At 44.9% G+C, this 17,148-nt stretch carries 15 protein-coding genes and 1 pseudogene; 12 read left to right on the forward strand and 4 right to left on the reverse strand.

The features are described 5' to 3' along the window. Positions 1–69: 69 nt before the first annotated feature. The 3 genes and pseudogenes from QP794_RS05490 to QP794_RS05500 all read right to left on the reverse strand — a co-directional run. Positions 70–1,014 carry a DMT family transporter gene (locus QP794_RS05490; protein ID WP_285075765.1) on the reverse strand — a complete coding sequence of 315 codons (945 nt, stop codon included), beginning with the start codon at positions 1,012–1,014 and terminating at the stop codon, positions 70–72. Positions 1,015–1,165: 151 nt separating this feature from the next. Beyond that, positions 1,166–2,425, reverse strand: coding sequence for a TraB/GumN family protein (locus tag QP794_RS05495; RefSeq protein WP_285075286.1), 1,260 nt, complete (start codon positions 2,423–2,425; stop codon positions 1,166–1,168). 15 nt (positions 2,426–2,440) lie between these two features. Next, positions 2,441–2,581: pseudogene (locus QP794_RS05500) on the reverse strand (heavy metal-binding domain-containing protein); the annotation flags it as partial. Between the two features lie 144 nt (positions 2,582–2,725). On the opposite strand from QP794_RS05500, the gene QP794_RS05505 reads away from it, so the two are divergent. From QP794_RS05505 to ppsA, 3 genes are all read left to right on the forward strand, one after another. Next, a complete protein-coding gene (locus QP794_RS05505; RefSeq protein ID WP_285075287.1) occupies positions 2,726–3,478 on the forward strand; it encodes a response regulator transcription factor in 753 nt (250 codons plus the stop codon). Next, on the forward strand, positions 3,475–5,214 hold the full coding sequence (locus tag QP794_RS05510; protein ID WP_285075288.1) for a sensor histidine kinase: 1,740 nt from the start codon (positions 3,475–3,477) through the stop codon (positions 5,212–5,214). The genes QP794_RS05505 and QP794_RS05510 overlap by 4 nt, the downstream gene beginning before the upstream one ends. A gap of 358 nt (positions 5,215–5,572) precedes the next feature. Continuing rightward, complete coding sequence (gene ppsA / locus QP794_RS05515) at positions 5,573–8,188, forward strand: phosphoenolpyruvate synthase (protein ID WP_285075289.1); 2,616 nt, start codon at positions 5,573–5,575, stop codon at positions 8,186–8,188. 104 nt (positions 8,189–8,292) lie between these two features. Here ppsA and QP794_RS05520 read toward each other — a convergent pair whose 3' ends face one another. Then, positions 8,293–8,718, reverse strand: a complete 426-nt coding sequence (locus tag QP794_RS05520; protein ID WP_285075290.1) for a MaoC/PaaZ C-terminal domain-containing protein — start codon at positions 8,716–8,718, stop codon at positions 8,293–8,295. Positions 8,719–9,145: 427 nt separating this feature from the next. Between QP794_RS05520 and QP794_RS05525 the strand changes: the two genes are divergently transcribed. The 9 genes from QP794_RS05525 to QP794_RS05565 all read left to right on the forward strand — a co-directional run bounded on the left by QP794_RS05525 (position 9,146) and on the right by QP794_RS05565 (position 17,116). After that, positions 9,146–10,135, forward strand: coding sequence for a LacI family DNA-binding transcriptional regulator (locus QP794_RS05525; protein WP_285075291.1), 990 nt, complete (start codon positions 9,146–9,148; stop codon positions 10,133–10,135). Continuing rightward, positions 10,128–11,009, forward strand: a complete 882-nt coding sequence (gene rbsK / locus QP794_RS05530) for a ribokinase (RefSeq protein ID WP_079349148.1) — start codon at positions 10,128–10,130, stop codon at positions 11,007–11,009. The genes QP794_RS05525 and rbsK overlap by 8 nt, the downstream gene beginning before the upstream one ends. Further along, positions 11,006–11,407 carry a D-ribose pyranase gene (gene rbsD, locus QP794_RS05535; protein WP_285075292.1) on the forward strand — a complete coding sequence of 134 codons (402 nt, stop codon included), beginning with the start codon at positions 11,006–11,008 and terminating at the stop codon, positions 11,405–11,407. The genes rbsK and rbsD overlap by 4 nt, the downstream gene beginning before the upstream one ends. A gap of 15 nt (positions 11,408–11,422) precedes the next feature. Further along, positions 11,423–12,904 (forward strand): sugar ABC transporter ATP-binding protein, encoded by a 1,482-nt coding sequence (locus QP794_RS05540; RefSeq protein WP_285075293.1) that lies wholly within the window; start codon positions 11,423–11,425, stop codon positions 12,902–12,904. A 1-nt stretch (position 12,905) separates the two neighbouring features. Further along, on the forward strand, positions 12,906–13,877 hold the full coding sequence (locus tag QP794_RS05545) for an ABC transporter permease subunit (RefSeq protein ID WP_063562749.1): 972 nt from the start codon (positions 12,906–12,908) through the stop codon (positions 13,875–13,877). A gap of 14 nt (positions 13,878–13,891) precedes the next feature. After that, positions 13,892–14,821 carry a ribose ABC transporter substrate-binding protein RbsB gene (gene rbsB, locus QP794_RS05550; protein ID WP_079349146.1) on the forward strand — a complete coding sequence of 310 codons (930 nt, stop codon included), beginning with the start codon at positions 13,892–13,894 and terminating at the stop codon, positions 14,819–14,821. A gap of 194 nt (positions 14,822–15,015) precedes the next feature. Beyond that, entirely contained in the window at positions 15,016–15,381 is a 366-nt protein-coding gene (locus QP794_RS05555; RefSeq protein ID WP_285075294.1) for a hypothetical protein, read from the forward strand. 100 nt (positions 15,382–15,481) lie between these two features. Then, positions 15,482–16,054 (forward strand): TetR/AcrR family transcriptional regulator, encoded by a 573-nt coding sequence (locus tag QP794_RS05560; RefSeq protein WP_285075295.1) that lies wholly within the window; start codon positions 15,482–15,484, stop codon positions 16,052–16,054. A 306-nt stretch (positions 16,055–16,360) separates the two neighbouring features. Further along, the gene (locus QP794_RS05565) at positions 16,361–17,116 is read left to right on the forward strand and encodes an SDR family NAD(P)-dependent oxidoreductase (RefSeq protein WP_285075296.1); all 756 of its coding nucleotides are present in this window, start codon (positions 16,361–16,363) and stop codon (positions 17,114–17,116) included. Positions 17,117–17,148 lie beyond the last annotated feature (32 nt).

Here is a 17,148-nt window from a genome sequence, read left to right on the forward strand (position 1 = left end):
TTTGTGTTTAGGGAGTTAGTTCTTGTCCAATCAAAGTGGGTAATCTTCATTCGTTTGCACAGAAAAACATTATTTTGATGAGGTTACTCGATTGACCATATAAATACCGATCGACACGAACAGCAATGCGATCAGATTTTTGAATTCCATAATCGTTTCTCCCAGAAATAACGCCGATAGCAGAGTGCCGAACACAGGGATAAGAAAGTTATACACCGATACTTTCCCCACTTTGTTGTATTTTAGCAGCAGATTCCACAAGCAAAATGCGGCTGATGAAAGTAAAACTAAATAAATCAGGATTCCCGTTGATTCAAATGTAAAATGTGTAACCCTGCCGCCAAGCAGGAGGCCCAGTAGAGTGAGTGCCAGTCCGCCGACAAACAGGCTAACTCCGGTAATAACCAGGACGTCGATGGAGCCAGTTAAATGTTTTGCATATATGGCTGTAATGGAAAAAATAAGAGCCGCAATAATAACGAAACCTTCACCCGTGAGAGAGAAGGAGAATTCCAACAGATCGGAGTGAAAATTAACAATAATTACGCCAATAAATCCTAGCAAACAGCCGAGTATTTTATTTTTGCTCAGTTTATCATTTTTATATAGAAAATGAGCTAGAACAACACTGAAAAAGGTCGTTGTCGCATTCATAATCGATCCTTTAACACCTGTTATATTGGCTACACCTACATAAAAAAACATATACTGCAGCCCCGTTTGGAACACGCCAAGTAATACTAAGCTTGAAAATTGAAGTCCAGACAGCTCAAATTTTCGTTTAGTCATAACACGAAACAAGAACAGGAGCAGTAATCCAGCTAAAACAAATCGGTAACCCGCAAATACAAATTTTGATGGAATATCTTCTGACAGGATGTCAAAAGCAATATATCCAAGCTTAATAAACGGGTAGGCACTTCCCCATAACAAGCAACATATACTTGCAACTAGCGTTACAAATAAAGGGTCGCTAAATTTGATTGGTTTCTCCATTGCTTTTATCTCATTCACTTTCAATCTTCTCCTCGCATGATATGTAAATGTGTAAGGGCTCATCGCACCTCACTGACCATATCACAAACTGCCAGTAGCTGTAACAAAAAAATGAAATTCCATTTCATAAAAAGACTAAAAGGCTTATTCCTTCGGAGACCTATAATTACTACTTTCTTTCCACTTTAAAGCCCTCTTTCTCCAGCAATGGCACTACACCTTGATCTCCAAGCATATGCAGCATGCCAAGGACCACCATATATGTTTCTTTTTTATCACTGTTCAGATAGCCTTTAATCTTCTCAGCCATGTCTACATTGCGGTCAGTCAGAAGGGCTTTGTGATATTCAGCATCCCAATCCGAAGAATTAGTATATTCATTTAATGCGTTATCATCGCCCTCAATCCACATTTTGGATAGGTCATCGAGTCCTCCATCTGGAGAAAGGATGACCGGAGCAGATGGGTCTACGGTTTGCAGCAACAGTTTTTCCTGCAGAGCGTCGGAGTAGTTGTTGTTCGTTTGGAACTGGGAATCAATAGTTTCCAGCGAAATAACCGGTTTGGTTGCTTGATTGGCTTTATTTATCAGATACTGGTCAATCCCTATCTCTGATTGATATCCTTCATTTCCAACGATAATGCCCAGAATGTTTTGTTGAACGAACCACGGTTTAAAGCTATCGAAGCTGTTTTCCGGCAACCCGTTCGCTTTCAGTAATGCCGTAACCTTGTCATACGTATCTGGAGATATATGATCTTTCAGTGTCGTGCCGTCTTTATATACACCAAGGTCCAATATATGTTTTTGCAATTCTTCAGGAGCAATCTTGGACAAGTCAACCTCCACACCCAAGTAATCCGCAGCGTTCAACGCATTTTCAATCTCTGGACGAAGAGGGTACATGCCTTCCTGTACATAATGAATGGAGCCGAGCAGATATACTGTGTTGCCTTTATGCTCTACTTTCCATAGGAACCCTTGGCTTTCATCGGATTGATGCTTGGAAGTAAGGGAAACCTGGCGCAGCGTATGATCCCAGGCCACTTGATATCCTGCAGTTTCAGCGACAAAGCGGAGTGGCACATACGTTACATTCCGAATTTGCTTTGGCGCTGCCTCCAAATTGACTGCTTGGCCATTTGCAATTGCATTCGTGCTGCCAACCTTGAGAGATAAGGAAAGACCATCTTTGACACCTGTGACCGTATGGGTCGCTTTATCCCATTTCACATGGACATCCATCTTCTCCAGTAAGAGACGAACGGGCACAAAAGTTACCCCTTGCTCTACGACCGCTGGGGACTGATTAAACTGAATCGACTCGCCATTCAGCGATACGGATAACGCTTTTTCTGCTGCATGAACGGATGAGAGTCCGGAGGTAAATAAACATAGGGACAGGATTGAAGCCGTGATTTTTTTCATCTGCATGTAAGCTCCTTAAAGTGAATTGATAATAACTGCCGTTCCGCTGACAGCGACCATGAGCATACCTTGACGCACTACTTCGTAATTCAGTTTGGCGCCGATTACGGCACTGGCTCCCATCTGTGAGGCTTGCTGTGTCATTTCTTCAAATCGTTTCCTCCTAAAGCAAAATAGATTTGCCGCGGTTTCTCATTTCCCATGCTAACAGTGTTACTGAAACAGAGCCTAAACGCGTTGATGAACAAGCGCTTAAGTTTGCTCAAGCTGTTTAGGTTCTGTTAATGTGAGTATGCTACGATGAAATGGGTGAAAACGATGACCAATCAAAATGATATTAAAATCGCAATTGTCGACGACGAACCCTCGATTGTCACCATGCTGCAAATGGTGCTTCGCAGGGCAGGGTTTCATCAGCTGTACGATGCTTCGACCTGTGCAGAAGCTCTCCATCTGGTACAGCGCGTTGCCCCGGATATCGTCCTGCTCGACATTACGCTCCCAGACGGGAGCGGTCTGGAGCTCTGCTCCAAGCTCCGTGAATACGGAAATCCGCATATTTTGTTTCTGACAGCTAAGGCATCCGATCTAGATGTGCTGAGGGGATTCGCCATGGGCGGGGACGATTATATTACCAAGCCCTTCAATCCATTGGAGGTAGCTGCAAGAATACAGGCACGCATACGTCGTTTGGAGTCAGAAGCTCCAACTGCAAATCAGGTGAAACGTCCTGAACCGGGGATATACCGATTCGGTCGCTTCATCGTCAACGAGGCGGAAGGGGAGTTACTCGTGGAGGGACAGCCGGTTCCTTGCCCTGCCCAAGTCTTCCATCTGCTGCTGCACTTCTGCAAGTTTCCGGGGGTCGTATTTTCCAAAACACAGCTCTACGATCAGGTGTGGGGAATCAACGGACAGGGAGATGACTCGACGGTAATGGTACACATTCGGCGCATACGAGAGAAGATCGAGATCGATCCAGGAAATCCAAAGCTGCTGCTGACCGTACGTGGGCTCGGCTACAAGCTGTCAAAGGAGTTTCAGGAGCAATGAAGATACAACAGCGCATATCCTTCCACTTCACGTATCAATTGATCTTTTATGCCCTGATTATTCTGGCGATTACTCTCATTGCTTGCATTATATTTTTTCAAAACACGACAAATAGTGAGTTGCGCCGGAACTTTCCTGTTGGCGCCTTGCAACTGATTGCTCAAGAAGCTTCTTCAAAGGACGGGACGATTCAGATTTCCCCCAAGTGGAATAAGCTCATTGAGGAAAAAGGAATGTGGATGCAGGTTGTAAATGCCGAAGGAGAGGTCATCTACAAAGTAAATACAAACTCGCATGATGGACTGTCGGTTTCGTATTCTGTTGCCCAACTTCTTGATATGCAGGAGACGAGAACACTTGGAACGTATGCTGTTCAAACTCATCTGAATTTTGCTTTTAATGTGCCGGTTCTGTACATCCTTGGCTACCAAAGTACTAACCTTGACCAGCTCATGACCTGGTTTGACGCTTACGGGCAGCAGGGGATGGTATCTGGCGAAAAGGCTTCTATTCTGGATCAGCAGCTGCGTGAAACCGGCAGCTACCTGCAGGTAATCAACTCTGCGGGGCATACCGAGCAAGCCATTGGTGATGAAACGTACTTGCAGAAGGGGTACCGTCCACTGGACATTATGGCGATCCAGCAATCGCCCAGCAACTATGATACGAATATTGTCGCCCATCGTGATGAGCTCAGCGGAATGACCTGGATCCTTTATACGCCCAATCCAACGGGAGATCCTTTGAAACATCCCGCGATGGATACGGCAACCCGCGGACTCATGTGGTTTGCAGGCCTAGCTCTGCTCTTGGCAGTACCCTTATCGATCTGGCATGGCTACCGTTACGGTCAGCCGCTGATTTTATTCGCAGGCTGGTTCGAGCGGATGGGACGTGGGCAGTATGATCAGGTTCTCACCGCCAAGGACAAGCGCAAGATTTTCCGCCCCAATGGCACGATGCGAAACCGCTACAGGCTCTATAAGGAAGTCATCGAATCCTTCTATCGAATGGCTGATCAACTGGCCCAAACTGAGAAGGAGCGTGAGAGGCTGGAGAAAGAGCAAAGGGAGTGGATGTCAGGAATTTCGCATGATCTGCGCACGCCACTGTCCACCATACAAGGTTATGGATATATGCTGGAGAGCTTACCGGAACAATGGAGCCAAGAGGAGATGCGAACCATGGGATCGACGATCCGGGAAAAGGGGGATTATATGCTTGAGCTGATCTCTGACTTTTCCATGATCCATCAACTCAAGCAAGGCGACTCAATGATGCAGCTTCGAAAGATCGATTTGGTTGAGCTGGTGCGCTGCTCCGTACTGAAGTACGTTAATGACGTTACCCTGTCTGAGTACCAGTTTCATTACATCGGGGAGGAGCTTCCTCTATGGGTACAGGCTGATGAAACCTGGCTGCTGCGGTTAATGGATAACTTGCTATCCAACGCAGTGAAGCATAACCCGTCAGGCGTGAATGTTACCGTCTCCATCGGTAAAATGAACGATAAGGCATGCATACGTGTATTGGATAATGGCAAAGGCATGGACGAGGAAACGCTGCAGCATTTGTTCAATCGCTATTATCGGGGAACGAATACAGAAGAATCAACGGCTGGCTCTGGACTCGGCATGAGCATCGCCAAAACGATCGTGGAGGCGCACGGCGGAGAAATTCATGTACAGTCCAAAGAGTGGCAAGGTACCAAAATTGAGATTTTATTGCCCTGCTGAAATGTTTACCCGCCCTGGGAAAATGCCTTTACAGAAAAAGCAGCCTACCTCATTCGAGGACAGGCTGCTTTTTCTGTTGGCTTCAACATTCGGGATCCAGAAATGATGCGCTAAAGAAATCTGGTTGAGGAGAGCCATGTTTCTATAGGATTAGTATTATTTGAAATCAAAAAAAGAACTTAGATAATTATCCCAGGTTCTTTGATATTGTATACAAACAAATACAATGATATAATCAGATTACATTTCTTTTGATGTGGAAGGCATAAGTATTGTATCTTATATTTAAATCTTATCATGGCGGTAAACTCTTTGTCAAATGTTTTTTTTCTCAATTTACTGGTTAGGGGAGATACGAATGAGTTCTTTGGTTATCGGATTTCAGGAAATGGAAAAATTGCAGCTTGCACTCGTTGGCGGAAAAGGGTTAAATCTAGCGAAGTTATCAAAGATTGAAGGCGTACTGGTCCCCGAAGGATTTTGTATTACAACCGTTGGCTATCAAAAAGCCATTGAACAAAACGAAACGTATCATTCTTTGCTGGATCAATTAACCTTGATGAAAGGTGATGAACGAGAGCAAATAGGTGAAATCAGCAGAAAGATCAGGGAACTTATTATGGGCGTAGACATTCCTGCCGATGTTGAACAAGAAGTTGCTCACTATCTCTCCAAGTTTGGAGAAAGACATGCGTATGCAGTGCGTTCCAGTGCGACCGCTGAAGATTTACCACATGCCTCTTTTGCTGGCCAACAAGACACGTACTTAAATATCATCGGCAAAGAAGCAATCATGCAGCATATAAGCAAATGCTGGGCTTCCCTGTTTACGGATCGCGCGGTAATTTATCGTATGCAGCATGGATTTGATCATGGTCAGGTGCAGTTATCCGTTATCATTCAAAAGATGGTTTTCCCAAATGCCTCTGGAATTTTATTTACAGCTGATCCGGTTACGTCCAACCGGAAAGTGCTATCCATTGACGCCGGTTTTGGACTGGGTGAGGCGCTTGTATCCGGCCTGGTATCTGCCGATTGTTATAAAGTACGGGATGGTGAAATTGTCGATAAGAGGATAGCCACCAAAACGTTGGCGATCTATGGACGGAAAGATGGTGGGACGTATACACATCAGGTCGATCCCGTTCTGCAGCAGACGCAAACACTTACTGAACAACAAATTTTAGAACTGGCAAGCATGGGAAGACAGATTGAAACACACTTTGGTTTTCCACAGGATATCGAATGGTGTTTGGCGGATGATACGTTTTACATTGTTCAGAGTCGTCCAATCACTACTTTGTACCCGATCCCTAAAGCGAGTGACCAGGAAAATCATGTGTACCTATCTGTGGGTCATCAACAAATGATGACTGATCCCATGAAACCTCTGGGCTTATCTTTCTTTCTATTAACGACTCCGGCACCCATGCGTATAGCTGGCGGAAGATTGTTTGTTGATATTACACCTAGGCTGGCTTCGCCTGTCATGAGAGAAAACTTCATAAATACCATGGGACAATCCGATCCGCTCCTTAAGGACGCACTTACAACCATACTCAAGCGAGAGAATTTCATAAAATTGTTACCTGCTGATGAGTCAGCATCAAGTCCTCGTACTGATAATAAACCGAGCACGTCAGAGGCTTTCCAAGCAGATATTGAAAATGATTCAACGATTGTCTCTGATTTGATTAAGAGCAATCAAGCCTCAATAGATGAGCTAAAACGTAGCATCCAAAACAAATCTGGATTGGAATTGTTTGATTTTATCCTTGAAGATCTCAAAGAATTGAAGAGATTTCTATCTGACCCACGAAGTTCAAATGTGTTCATGACGGCCATGAAGGCTTCAGCATGGATCAATGAAAACATAAAAGAGTGGTTAGGTGAGAAAAATGCAGCAGATAAGCTCTCTCAATCTGTACCTAACAATATCACTTCGGAAATGGGTCTGGCGTTACTCGATGTTGCAGATGTGATTCGTCCGTATCCGGAAGTCATCGCTTATTTGCAGGATGTGAAAGAGGATAACTTTTTGGATGAGCTGGTTAAGGTGGAGGGCGGACAGGAAACCCGAGACGCCATACAGGAATATCTGGACAAATACGGAATGCGATGTGCCGGAGAAATTGATCTTACCAGAACCCGTTGGAGTGAAAAACCCATTACGCTTGTGCCAATGATTCTGGGTAATATCAAGAACTTTGAACCTAATGAAAGTAAACGGAAATTTGAGCAGGGCCGACAGGAAGCGTTGAAGAAAGAACAGGAAATATTGGATCAATTGAAGCTATTGCCTGACGGTGAACACAAAGCCCAGGAAACGAAACGAATGATCGACCTGGTTCGCAACTTCATCGGTTATCGGGAATATCCCAAATATGGGATGATTAATCGCTACTTCGTATACAAACAGGCTTTATTGAAAGAAGCCGAACGACTTGTAAAAGCAGGCGTTATTGTTGAAAAAGAGGATATTTTCTATCTCAATTTTGAAGAACTTCGTGAGGTCGTACGCACCAATAAATTGGATAAAAAGATCATCAGCCAGCGGAGAGACGATTACAAATACTATATAAAACTAACTCCACCTCGTGTGCTCACGTCTGATGGCGAAATCATCTCAGGTCAGTACCAACATGAAAATCTGCCAGCCAATGCTATTGTAGGGCTGCCTGTTTCTGCCGGAGTCGTAGAGGGGCGCGCGCGCGTCATCTTCAAAATTGAAAATGCTGATCTGGAAGATGGAGATATACTCGTCACCCCCTATACGGATCCCAGCTGGACACCCTTATTTGTATCTATTAAAGGACTGGTCACTGAAGTGGGTGGTGTGATGACCCATGGAGCTGTGATTGCACGTGAATATGGGTTGCCAGCCATTGTCGGAGTGGAGAATGCGACCCAACGCATAAAAGATGGGCAGCAAATTCGGGTGCATGGAACAGAAGGATACATCGAAATTTTGTAATGGTTGGTGTTTGGACTAAATGGTATAGTAAACGACCGTGCATCAGACTTGATGAGCGGTCGTTTTTATTTTCAAAATCCATAACGAAACCGTACGGTACAAATTCAATTACTAATTAGAGCACTTAATTCTGCCTGAAAGACCTTTTCATTCTGTTGATTAAAAGTAGTGAGCAATATGGTAACGATACCACCATAATTCCTTTTTGGAGCCAAATCAATTACTTCTGCCAGAACATGAATTTCATCATCTGGGAACACAGGTTTGATGAACTTTATATCATTCATGCCCGTTCCTGCAACAATATCTTCTCCATATATCCCTAGTTCCACCCAAAGCTTGAAGGACGTGCTCATCGTCTGCATACCTGAAGCAATGAGGCTGCCGAAACGGCCTTCTTTGGCTTTTGCTTCGTCTACATGCATATATTGAGGATCATAAATTTTCGCAAAATCAATAATATCCTTCTTTGACAATTGGATAGACTCTGTTCTATAAAACTCACCTTTAACATACTCGTTAAATTTCAATGATGTACACCTCCAATAACTACTCTAATGGATAGGTCGAATTTAAGGCAAGCCGATAATGAAGAACATTCAAATTTTCGAATTCCGAAATCATTGATCCCTATCCAAGGAGAATCCCCTACAATTCGTTTGCTTATTCCAGGTCAGCAACTTCTCTAAGGGAGTGAATTCACCCCCAAGATATCGGAGTATCTCCTTGAAGCAGATGATTTTAGTCCATGATTCTGAGAACTAATGAATGAAGACGATTTAATTTGCTTTTGTATACATAGACCCATTTAGAAAGATGATATATCTTGATGATGAAGCTTAAATTTACGGCTTTTCTGGCTATTTGGATAAATTTCCAGTAATAAAAGCATTGTCAAACTTAAAAAAATATGATATTTTCATATCTGTAACCGGTTACACATAGGAGTGAACGTTCATGACAACCATTAAAGATGTAGCTAATTTGGCTGGCGTTTCGGTAGCCACTGTATCAAGGGTCATTAATGAAAGAGGTTATGTTCATGCGGACACTCGCAAGAAAGTGGAGGAAGCGGTTAAGCAGCTTAACTTCTCTCCCAATGAAGTGGCCCGCTCTTTATACAAACGAAAGTCCAAACTGATTGGCCTGCTGCTACCGGATATTGCAAACCCTTACTTTCCGCAGCTTGCCCGCGGCGTAGAGGACCGGATGCAGGAGCAGGAGTTCAGACTGATTTTTGGAAATAGTGATGAGGACGAACAGAAAGAAAAGGATTACATCCAGACTTTTATCCAGAATAATGTGGTGGGCGTAATCTCTTCAACGAATTACCCTCATTCTTCAATATATGAAAACTTGAAGATCCCCGTGGTGTTTCTGGACAGGACGCCGCTGGACAGTCCCTCCGTATATGCGGACGGCAGAGAGGGCGGACGCCTGGCTGCGCGAGAGATCATCAAGCGTGGAAGTCGCCGAATCACGGTTATGCAGGGACCGACACATATCAAACCTGCGCAGGATCGTTTTGAAGGCGCAATTGAGAGCATACGTGAGGCCGGTCTGGATTACCGCGTCATCCAAACGACATCCTTTTCCTTTAACGACGTTGGGTTATGGGCGGATGAACTTTTTAGCAAGTACGGTGATACGGATGGAGTGATTGCCAGTAATGACATCGCTGCTATGGCGGTGCTACATGAGGCATTGCGAATCGGAAAAAAAGTTCCGGAGGATATGCAGATTATCGGCTTCGACGATATCCCGATGAGCAGCCTGCTATCTCCCGCGTTGTCGACCATTCACCAACCGGCATACGAGATGGGAAGGGAAGCCGCCGGTTTGCTTATCAAACTTGTGGAACAAGCTCCAATCGAAAATAAACACATACAGCTGCCGGTCAGTTTCATTGAACGGGGCACAACAAGAAAGGTGAATTCAGATGGCTAAAATATGCGTAATTGGCAGCAGCTCCATGGATCTGGTTGTCACTTCATCAAGACGGCCGGGGGCGGGTGAAACCGTCCTTGGCGATAGCTTCAAAACAGTGCCGGGGGGCAAAGGAGCAAATCAGGCAGTCGCTGCGGCAAGGCTGGGGGCCGAAGTTACGATGATCGGCCGGGTAGGCGATGATGCGTTCGGTACGGACATTTTAAATAACTTCAAAGCAAACGACGTAAATACGCAGAATGTGAAACCGGTTACACATATGGAAAGCGGTACGGCTCATATCGTGCTGGCAGAAGGTGATAATAGTATCGTTGTCGTAGAAGCGGCAAATCGCGAAGTTACACCAGCTTATATTGATGAAGCGGCAGAAGTGATCCAACGTGCCGATATCGTGCTAATTCAGCAAGAGATTCCGGAGGAAACGGTAGTTCGTGTCAGCGAGATTTGTGCTCAAAGCGGAACCCCTCTGTTATTGAATCCGGCTCCGGCCAGAACAGTGCCAGATGAGGTCATCGACAAAGCTGCTTATATCACGCCGAACGAGCATGAGGCGGAGATATTGTTTCAGGGCATGACTCCGGCAGAGGCGCTGCGCAAATATCCAAACAAGTTGTTTATTACAGAGGGCAGCAACGGAGTTCGTTACTTTGACGGGGAACGGGAAATCGTTGTACCTACTTACAAGGTGGAACCCGTAGATACAACAGGAGCGGGGGATACGTTTAACGCCGCATTCGCTGTCGCTTTGGCAGAAGGTAAACCGCTGCAAGACAGTATTCGATTCGCTAACCGGGCTGCTTCGCTATCGGTGACCAAGTTCGGGGCGCAAGGCGGCATGCCGATGCGGAGTGAAGTGGAGGAAAGTCTGAAATGAAGAAGCAGGGAATATTGAACAGTCATATCTCCAAGGTGCTGTCCGATCTGGGGCATACGGACACGATTGTCATCGCGGATGCTGGCCTTCCAGTTCCGGAAGGAGTACTCAAAATCGATTTGTCCCTGAAACTGGGGACCCCGAGTTTTCAAGACATCGTGGATCTTATTGCGGACGATATGGTCGTTGAGAAAGTGATTCTGGCAGCAGAGATCAAGGCAGGGAATCCAGAGGCTTTGCAATTTATTACCGAGAAATTTGGCGATGAAGCCGTTGACGCTTCCATCAGTCATGAACAATTCAAGGCATTAACCCGGAATACCAAAGTGGTCATTCGTACGGGCGAAGCTACGCCATATGCCAATTGCATTTTACAATCGGGCGTCATTTTCGGTTAAAAGGGGGACGGCATCATGCATATTCAGATGCAAGACATATATAAAGCCTTTGGCACCAACCAAGTACTGAGCGGGGTGGATTTCGAACTGAAGGAAGGCGAGGTTCATGCCCTGATGGGTGAGAACGGGGCCGGCAAATCCACGCTTATGAACATTTTGATCGGTCTTAATGGACGGGATCAGGGAACTATCTCCATTGACGGCAAAGAAACCTATTTTGCCAATCCGAAGGAAGCTGAGAAGATGGGGCTTGCGTTTATCCACCAGGAATTGAACGTCTGGCCGGAAATGACAGTGCTTGATAATCTCTTTATAGGCAAGGAAATAACCTCGTCATTTGGGTTGCTGAACACAAAACAAATGAAAGCGTTTGCCGCTGAGCAGTTTGCCAAGCTATCCGTACAGATTCCACTGGATCGTCCTGCTGGGGAATGCTCTGTCGGTCAGCAGCAAATGATTGAAATCGCCAAAGCACTGATGACCGACGCCAAAGTCATCATTATGGATGAGCCGACAGCAGCGCTTACGGAGCGGGAGATACAGAAATTGTTTGGCGTAATCACTTCGCTTAAGAAAAATGGTGTTTCCATCGTATATATATCGCACCGGATGGAGGAAATTTTCACGATTTGTGATCGCATTACGATCATGCGTGACGGCAAAACGGTAGATACGAAGTCGATCCCGGAGACGAGTTTTGATGAAGTGGTGCGGAAAATGGTTGGACGGGAGCTTACGGAGCGATATCCGGCACGAAATCCTTCGTATGGTGAAGTAGTCCTGGAGGTACGGGACGCCAGCAGCAAAGGATTGTTCCAGAATATTAGCTTTACGGTGAGAGCAGGCGAAATTCTCGGGTTCTCCGGGTTGATGGGTTCTGGACGTACAGAGATCATGCGGGCCATCTTCGGTTTGGAACCCTTGGACGGTGGCGAAATTATGATTCGAGGCAAAAAGGTTCACATTCGGAAACCTGCCGATGCGGTTAAACATGGAATTGGATTTATTACCGAAGACCGGAAGGATGAAGGCCTGGTATTGGATTTCTCCATTCGTGAGAATATGGCATTACCGAATCTGTTCAGCTTCTCAAATAAAGGGTTCATTTCGACTCAGAAAGAACAGGAATTCGTCGATACGCTCATCAAACGTTTGCAAATCAAGACGCAATCATCCGAAACGGCAGTACGAAACCTGTCAGGGGGCAACCAACAGAAGGTGGTTATCGCCAAATGGGTCGGCATTGGCCCAAGTGTACTCATCCTGGATGAGCCGACACGCGGCGTGGATGTTGGAGCCAAACGGGAGATTTATCAGTTGATGAACGAGCTGACGGACCGCGGAGTTGCAATCATTATGGTATCTTCCGAGCTGCCTGAAGTGCTCGGCATGAGTGATCGAATCGCGGTTGTGCATGAGGGACGCATTAGCGGTGAACTGGCAAAAGAAGAGGCAACACAGGAAAACATTATGACAATGGCTACAGGGGGACAATGACATGACAACTTTGCAGGAAAACCAACCCGCCAAAAGCGGCTTCCGCTTGACGAATCTGACACAGAAATTAGGTCCGCTGCTCGGGCTGATCATTCTGATTATTATCGTATCGGTATTAAATCCAAGCTTTTTGGAACCGCTTAACATTCTGAATTTATTGCGTCAGGTTTCAATTAACGCGCTGATTGCTTTTGGTATGACATTTGTCATTCTGACTGGGGGCATCGACTTGTCGGTGGGCTCTATACTGGCTCTATCCAGCGCCTTTGTAGCCAATATGATGCTGTCCGGCCTGGATCCGATTCTGTCGATCATTATCGGGGTTGCGCTCGGCGGTGTTATGGGTATGGTGAACGGATTGATGATTACGAAGGGCAAGATGGCTCCGTTTATTGCTACATTGGCAACGATGACGGTGTTCCGGGGATTGACGCTGGTGTATACGAATGGTAACCCGATTACAGGGTTGGGCGACAGCCTGCTGTTCCAACTGTTCGGTCGTGGTTATATGCTTGGTATCCCGGTGCCAGCGATCACAATGCTGATTACCTTTGTAATTCTGTGGACGATACTGCACAAAACGTCCTTCGGTCGTAAAACGTACGCGCTTGGTGGCAATGAGAAAGCATCCATTATCTCAGGTATTAAAGTTCACCGCGTAAAAATCATGATTTACTCCCTGGTAGGTATGCTGTCAGCGCTGGCAGGCGCAATCCTGACCTCCCGCCTGAATTCCGCGCAGCCAACAGCAGGTACTTCATATGAGCTGGACGCCATTGCTGCTGTAGTTCTGGGCGGAACAAGCCTATCAGGTGGTAGAGGACGGATCGTCGGTACATTGATCGGGGTCCTGATCATTGGCGTGTTGAACAATGGTTTGAATCTGCTCGGAGTGAACTCGTTTTATCAAATGGTTGTAAAAGGCGTCGTTATTGCCATCGCTGTCCTGTTGGACCGCAAGAAAACGGCTTAAGGAGAGAAGCGAACATGAAAAAACTAACCATATTGCTTGTAAGCGTAATGATGATCGTTCTGGCTGGATGCTCTCTGGAGCCTCCGGGCTGGGCCAAGCCCGACTCTGCCGGAAGCAATGGACAGAAGAAAATCGGCCTGTCGGTTTCCACGTTGAATAATCCCTTCTTTGTTTCCCTCAAAGACGGGGTAGTTGCAGAAGCCAAGAAACAAGGAATTCAGGTCATCGTGGTTGACGCGCAAAATGATTCGGCCAAACAAACGAATGATGTGGACGACCTGATTCAACAAGGTGTGGATGCCCTTCTGATTAACCCGGCGGATTCCGCGGCAATCTCTACGGCTGTTCAGTCTGCCAATAGTGTGGGCATTCCCGTGATTACACTGGACCGTTCAGCAGACAAAGGCGACGTGGCTGCTTTGGTTGCATCCGATAACATCAAGGGTGGACAAATGGCAGCGGAATATTTCGTAGAACACCTTGGCGAGGGAGCGAAAGTAATCGAACTTGAGGGTGTACCTGGAGCTTCCGCAACAAGAGAGCGGGGGAAAGGTTTTCATGAGGTTGCTGACCAAAAACTTAATGTAGTTGCCAAGCAGTCTGCCGATTTCGATCGTTCCAAAGGCTTGAATGTAATGGAGAACTTGCTGCAGGGCAACCCTGACGTACAAGCGGTATTTGCCCATAACGATGAAATGGCACTGGGCGCGATCGAAGCAATCCAAAGCTCTGGTAAAAACATTCCCGTAATTGGATTTGATGGTAACGATGATGCGATCAAATCCATTCAGGACGGAAAGCTGACAGCCACCGTCGCTCAGCAGCCGGTACTGATTGGCCAGCTCGCTGTGCAAGCTGCTCTGGATGTGCTGGACGGCAAGCAGGTAGAAAAATCAATCCCGGCTGAATTGAAGCTGGTGACCAAGGAAAACGCAAACAAGTAAATGATGATATGCATCCCGTTTTGGACGAAAATGTCTAGGGCGGGATTTTTTTTATTGGTCCAGTATGGTGGGAACGATAGTTATCCATTGAAACCTGTGGTAGTTTTGGCCCATTATAATATTTATAATATTGATCCCATCACGTTGGGCATGTAAATTAGTTGTATGCATGAGAAAAGGAGTGACAGCACCACATGGAAAATGTATCAGATGAAGAAAAATTGGAATCCATCCAAGCCTTCCAATCGACAATTCGTAAATCGGAAAACGCCTTGACTAATTTGACCCAGAAAGGTAATAACACGACTCTTTTAAAGAAACGTCTCAATGCTTTATACATCGGCTTAGCGATACTGGAAACGACTTGGAACCAAACACCTCATCAGTATACAAAGGAAGAGATAGCAGAAGCTCGCGATGTTTTGACTGGTTTATTCCCATCCCTTGAGAACATGTATGGTAAGTCAAAAGCGGGAAGTCCTCAAAAGACGCTTTTAAAAAGAAGAATTAAAGCATTCGAACGAGCTGTTCGAGCGATGGATGATGTTGCAATTCAATAAATCCCTCTTGATACATGCCTTACCTGTAATCTATCCCTTTTTCATTTCCAGTTTGCCGATTGTTGACTTCAATGTATAATGTGTATTCGAGGTGATGACGATGGCAAGATCCAAAGAATTTGAAGTAAATGAAGTATTAGATAAAGCCATACATTTGTTCTGGACACAAGGATATGAGAAAACTTCAATGCAGGATTTGGTTGAGTATATGGGCATCCACCGAAGAAGCATCTATGATACGTTTGGGGATAAGCATGCTCTATTTATGAAAGCTCTTGAACGATATGAAACAAAGCAGAGCAATAAAATGAGCTTTTTGATTGATACACATAAACCAGTTAAAGAGATCATTCGGGTTTTGTTTGAGTCGACAATAAGAAATGAAGGACAACCTTTAGGATGTTTTCTTGTAAACTCAGGAGTGGAACTCGGGGTGTTGGATCCTGAAGTTGCCTCTTTGGTTAATGAGAGTAATTTGCGAACAGAGGAATTCTTAAGAAACCTTGTTCGGGAAGGCCAACAAACGGGCGAAATCAAGGCTGACCTTGACCCTGTAGTTATTTCTCACTATTTAATGAATGCATGGGTGGGGATACGTACGTTGGTTAAGACCACTACCGATCAGCAAAAATTAAAAAATATTATGGATATGACATTATCCGTCTTAGACTAATAGAGGTTTACAGCATGAGAAGCAAAAGGAATTGCCTTCATGAGGTGGCTTTGTTTTAGTGATACAGGTTCTTGTCCTCTTGACCTTATGGAGAACTTGTATCGCATGTCTGGAAAAACTCAAAGTTCCCGTTCCAACAACATGAAATATGAAGCAGAAAATAATTCTTTACTGTTCGTTCTAGAAATGCTATTCTAAATAGCAAGTTAGATCTAACTGTTTTTTTTGCACTATTAAGAACGATCGTTCTAGATTAATTTTGAAAGCTTATCTAACTAAAATACATGTTGAGAAGGAGAAAACAGGATGAACTATACAGTTATTACAGGTGCAAGTTCAGGGATTGGATATGAGACAGCATTGGCGTTTGCGGCACGAGGCAAAAACTTAATCTTGGTCGCTAGAAGATTGGACAAATTAGAAGAACTCAAATCAACAATTCAAAGTAATGATCCGTCTGTAAATGTTATTGTTCATACAAGTGATCTATCGGATACAAGTCAAGCATACACACTGTATAACACGCTTAAGGAATATCATATTGAGACTTGGATTAACAATGCCGGGCTGGGGGAAGGATCTTTTGTAGCAGAACAGAATCTGGAAAAAGTTGAAACGATGCTGCGTGTGAACATTGAATCCTTGACGATCCTTTCTACACTATATGTGCGAGATTACGCAGATGTAGAAGGAACTCAGTTAATTAACGTTGCATCCGCACTCGGATATGCCATTGCTGTTGGAAGCGTTGCTTATTCGGCATCGAAATATTACGTGAGTGCCTTTACAGAAGGGCTGGCTAAAGAGCTTGAAATCAAAGGTGCAAAACTTAAAGCAAAGGTCCTGGCTCCAGCTATAACGGAAACGGAATTCGTGAAAAAATCTTTAGATACAGAAGAATTTGATTACAAAGCAAACATGTCTAAATACCACACCGCCAAGGAAATGGCTGGCTTCATGTTAGATTTATATGATAGCAGTGAAACAGTGGGGATTGTAGACATGAACTACAATTTCAATCTGAGAGGTCCAATCTATCCAATCATATCTGAATTGAATTAATATCTCATAAACATGGCGTACAATTCAACATT

This window comes from Paenibacillus sp. UMB7766-LJ446 (genome assembly GCF_030226665.1).
GTDB lineage: Bacteria > Bacillota > Bacilli > Paenibacillales > Paenibacillaceae > Paenibacillus > Paenibacillus vandeheii.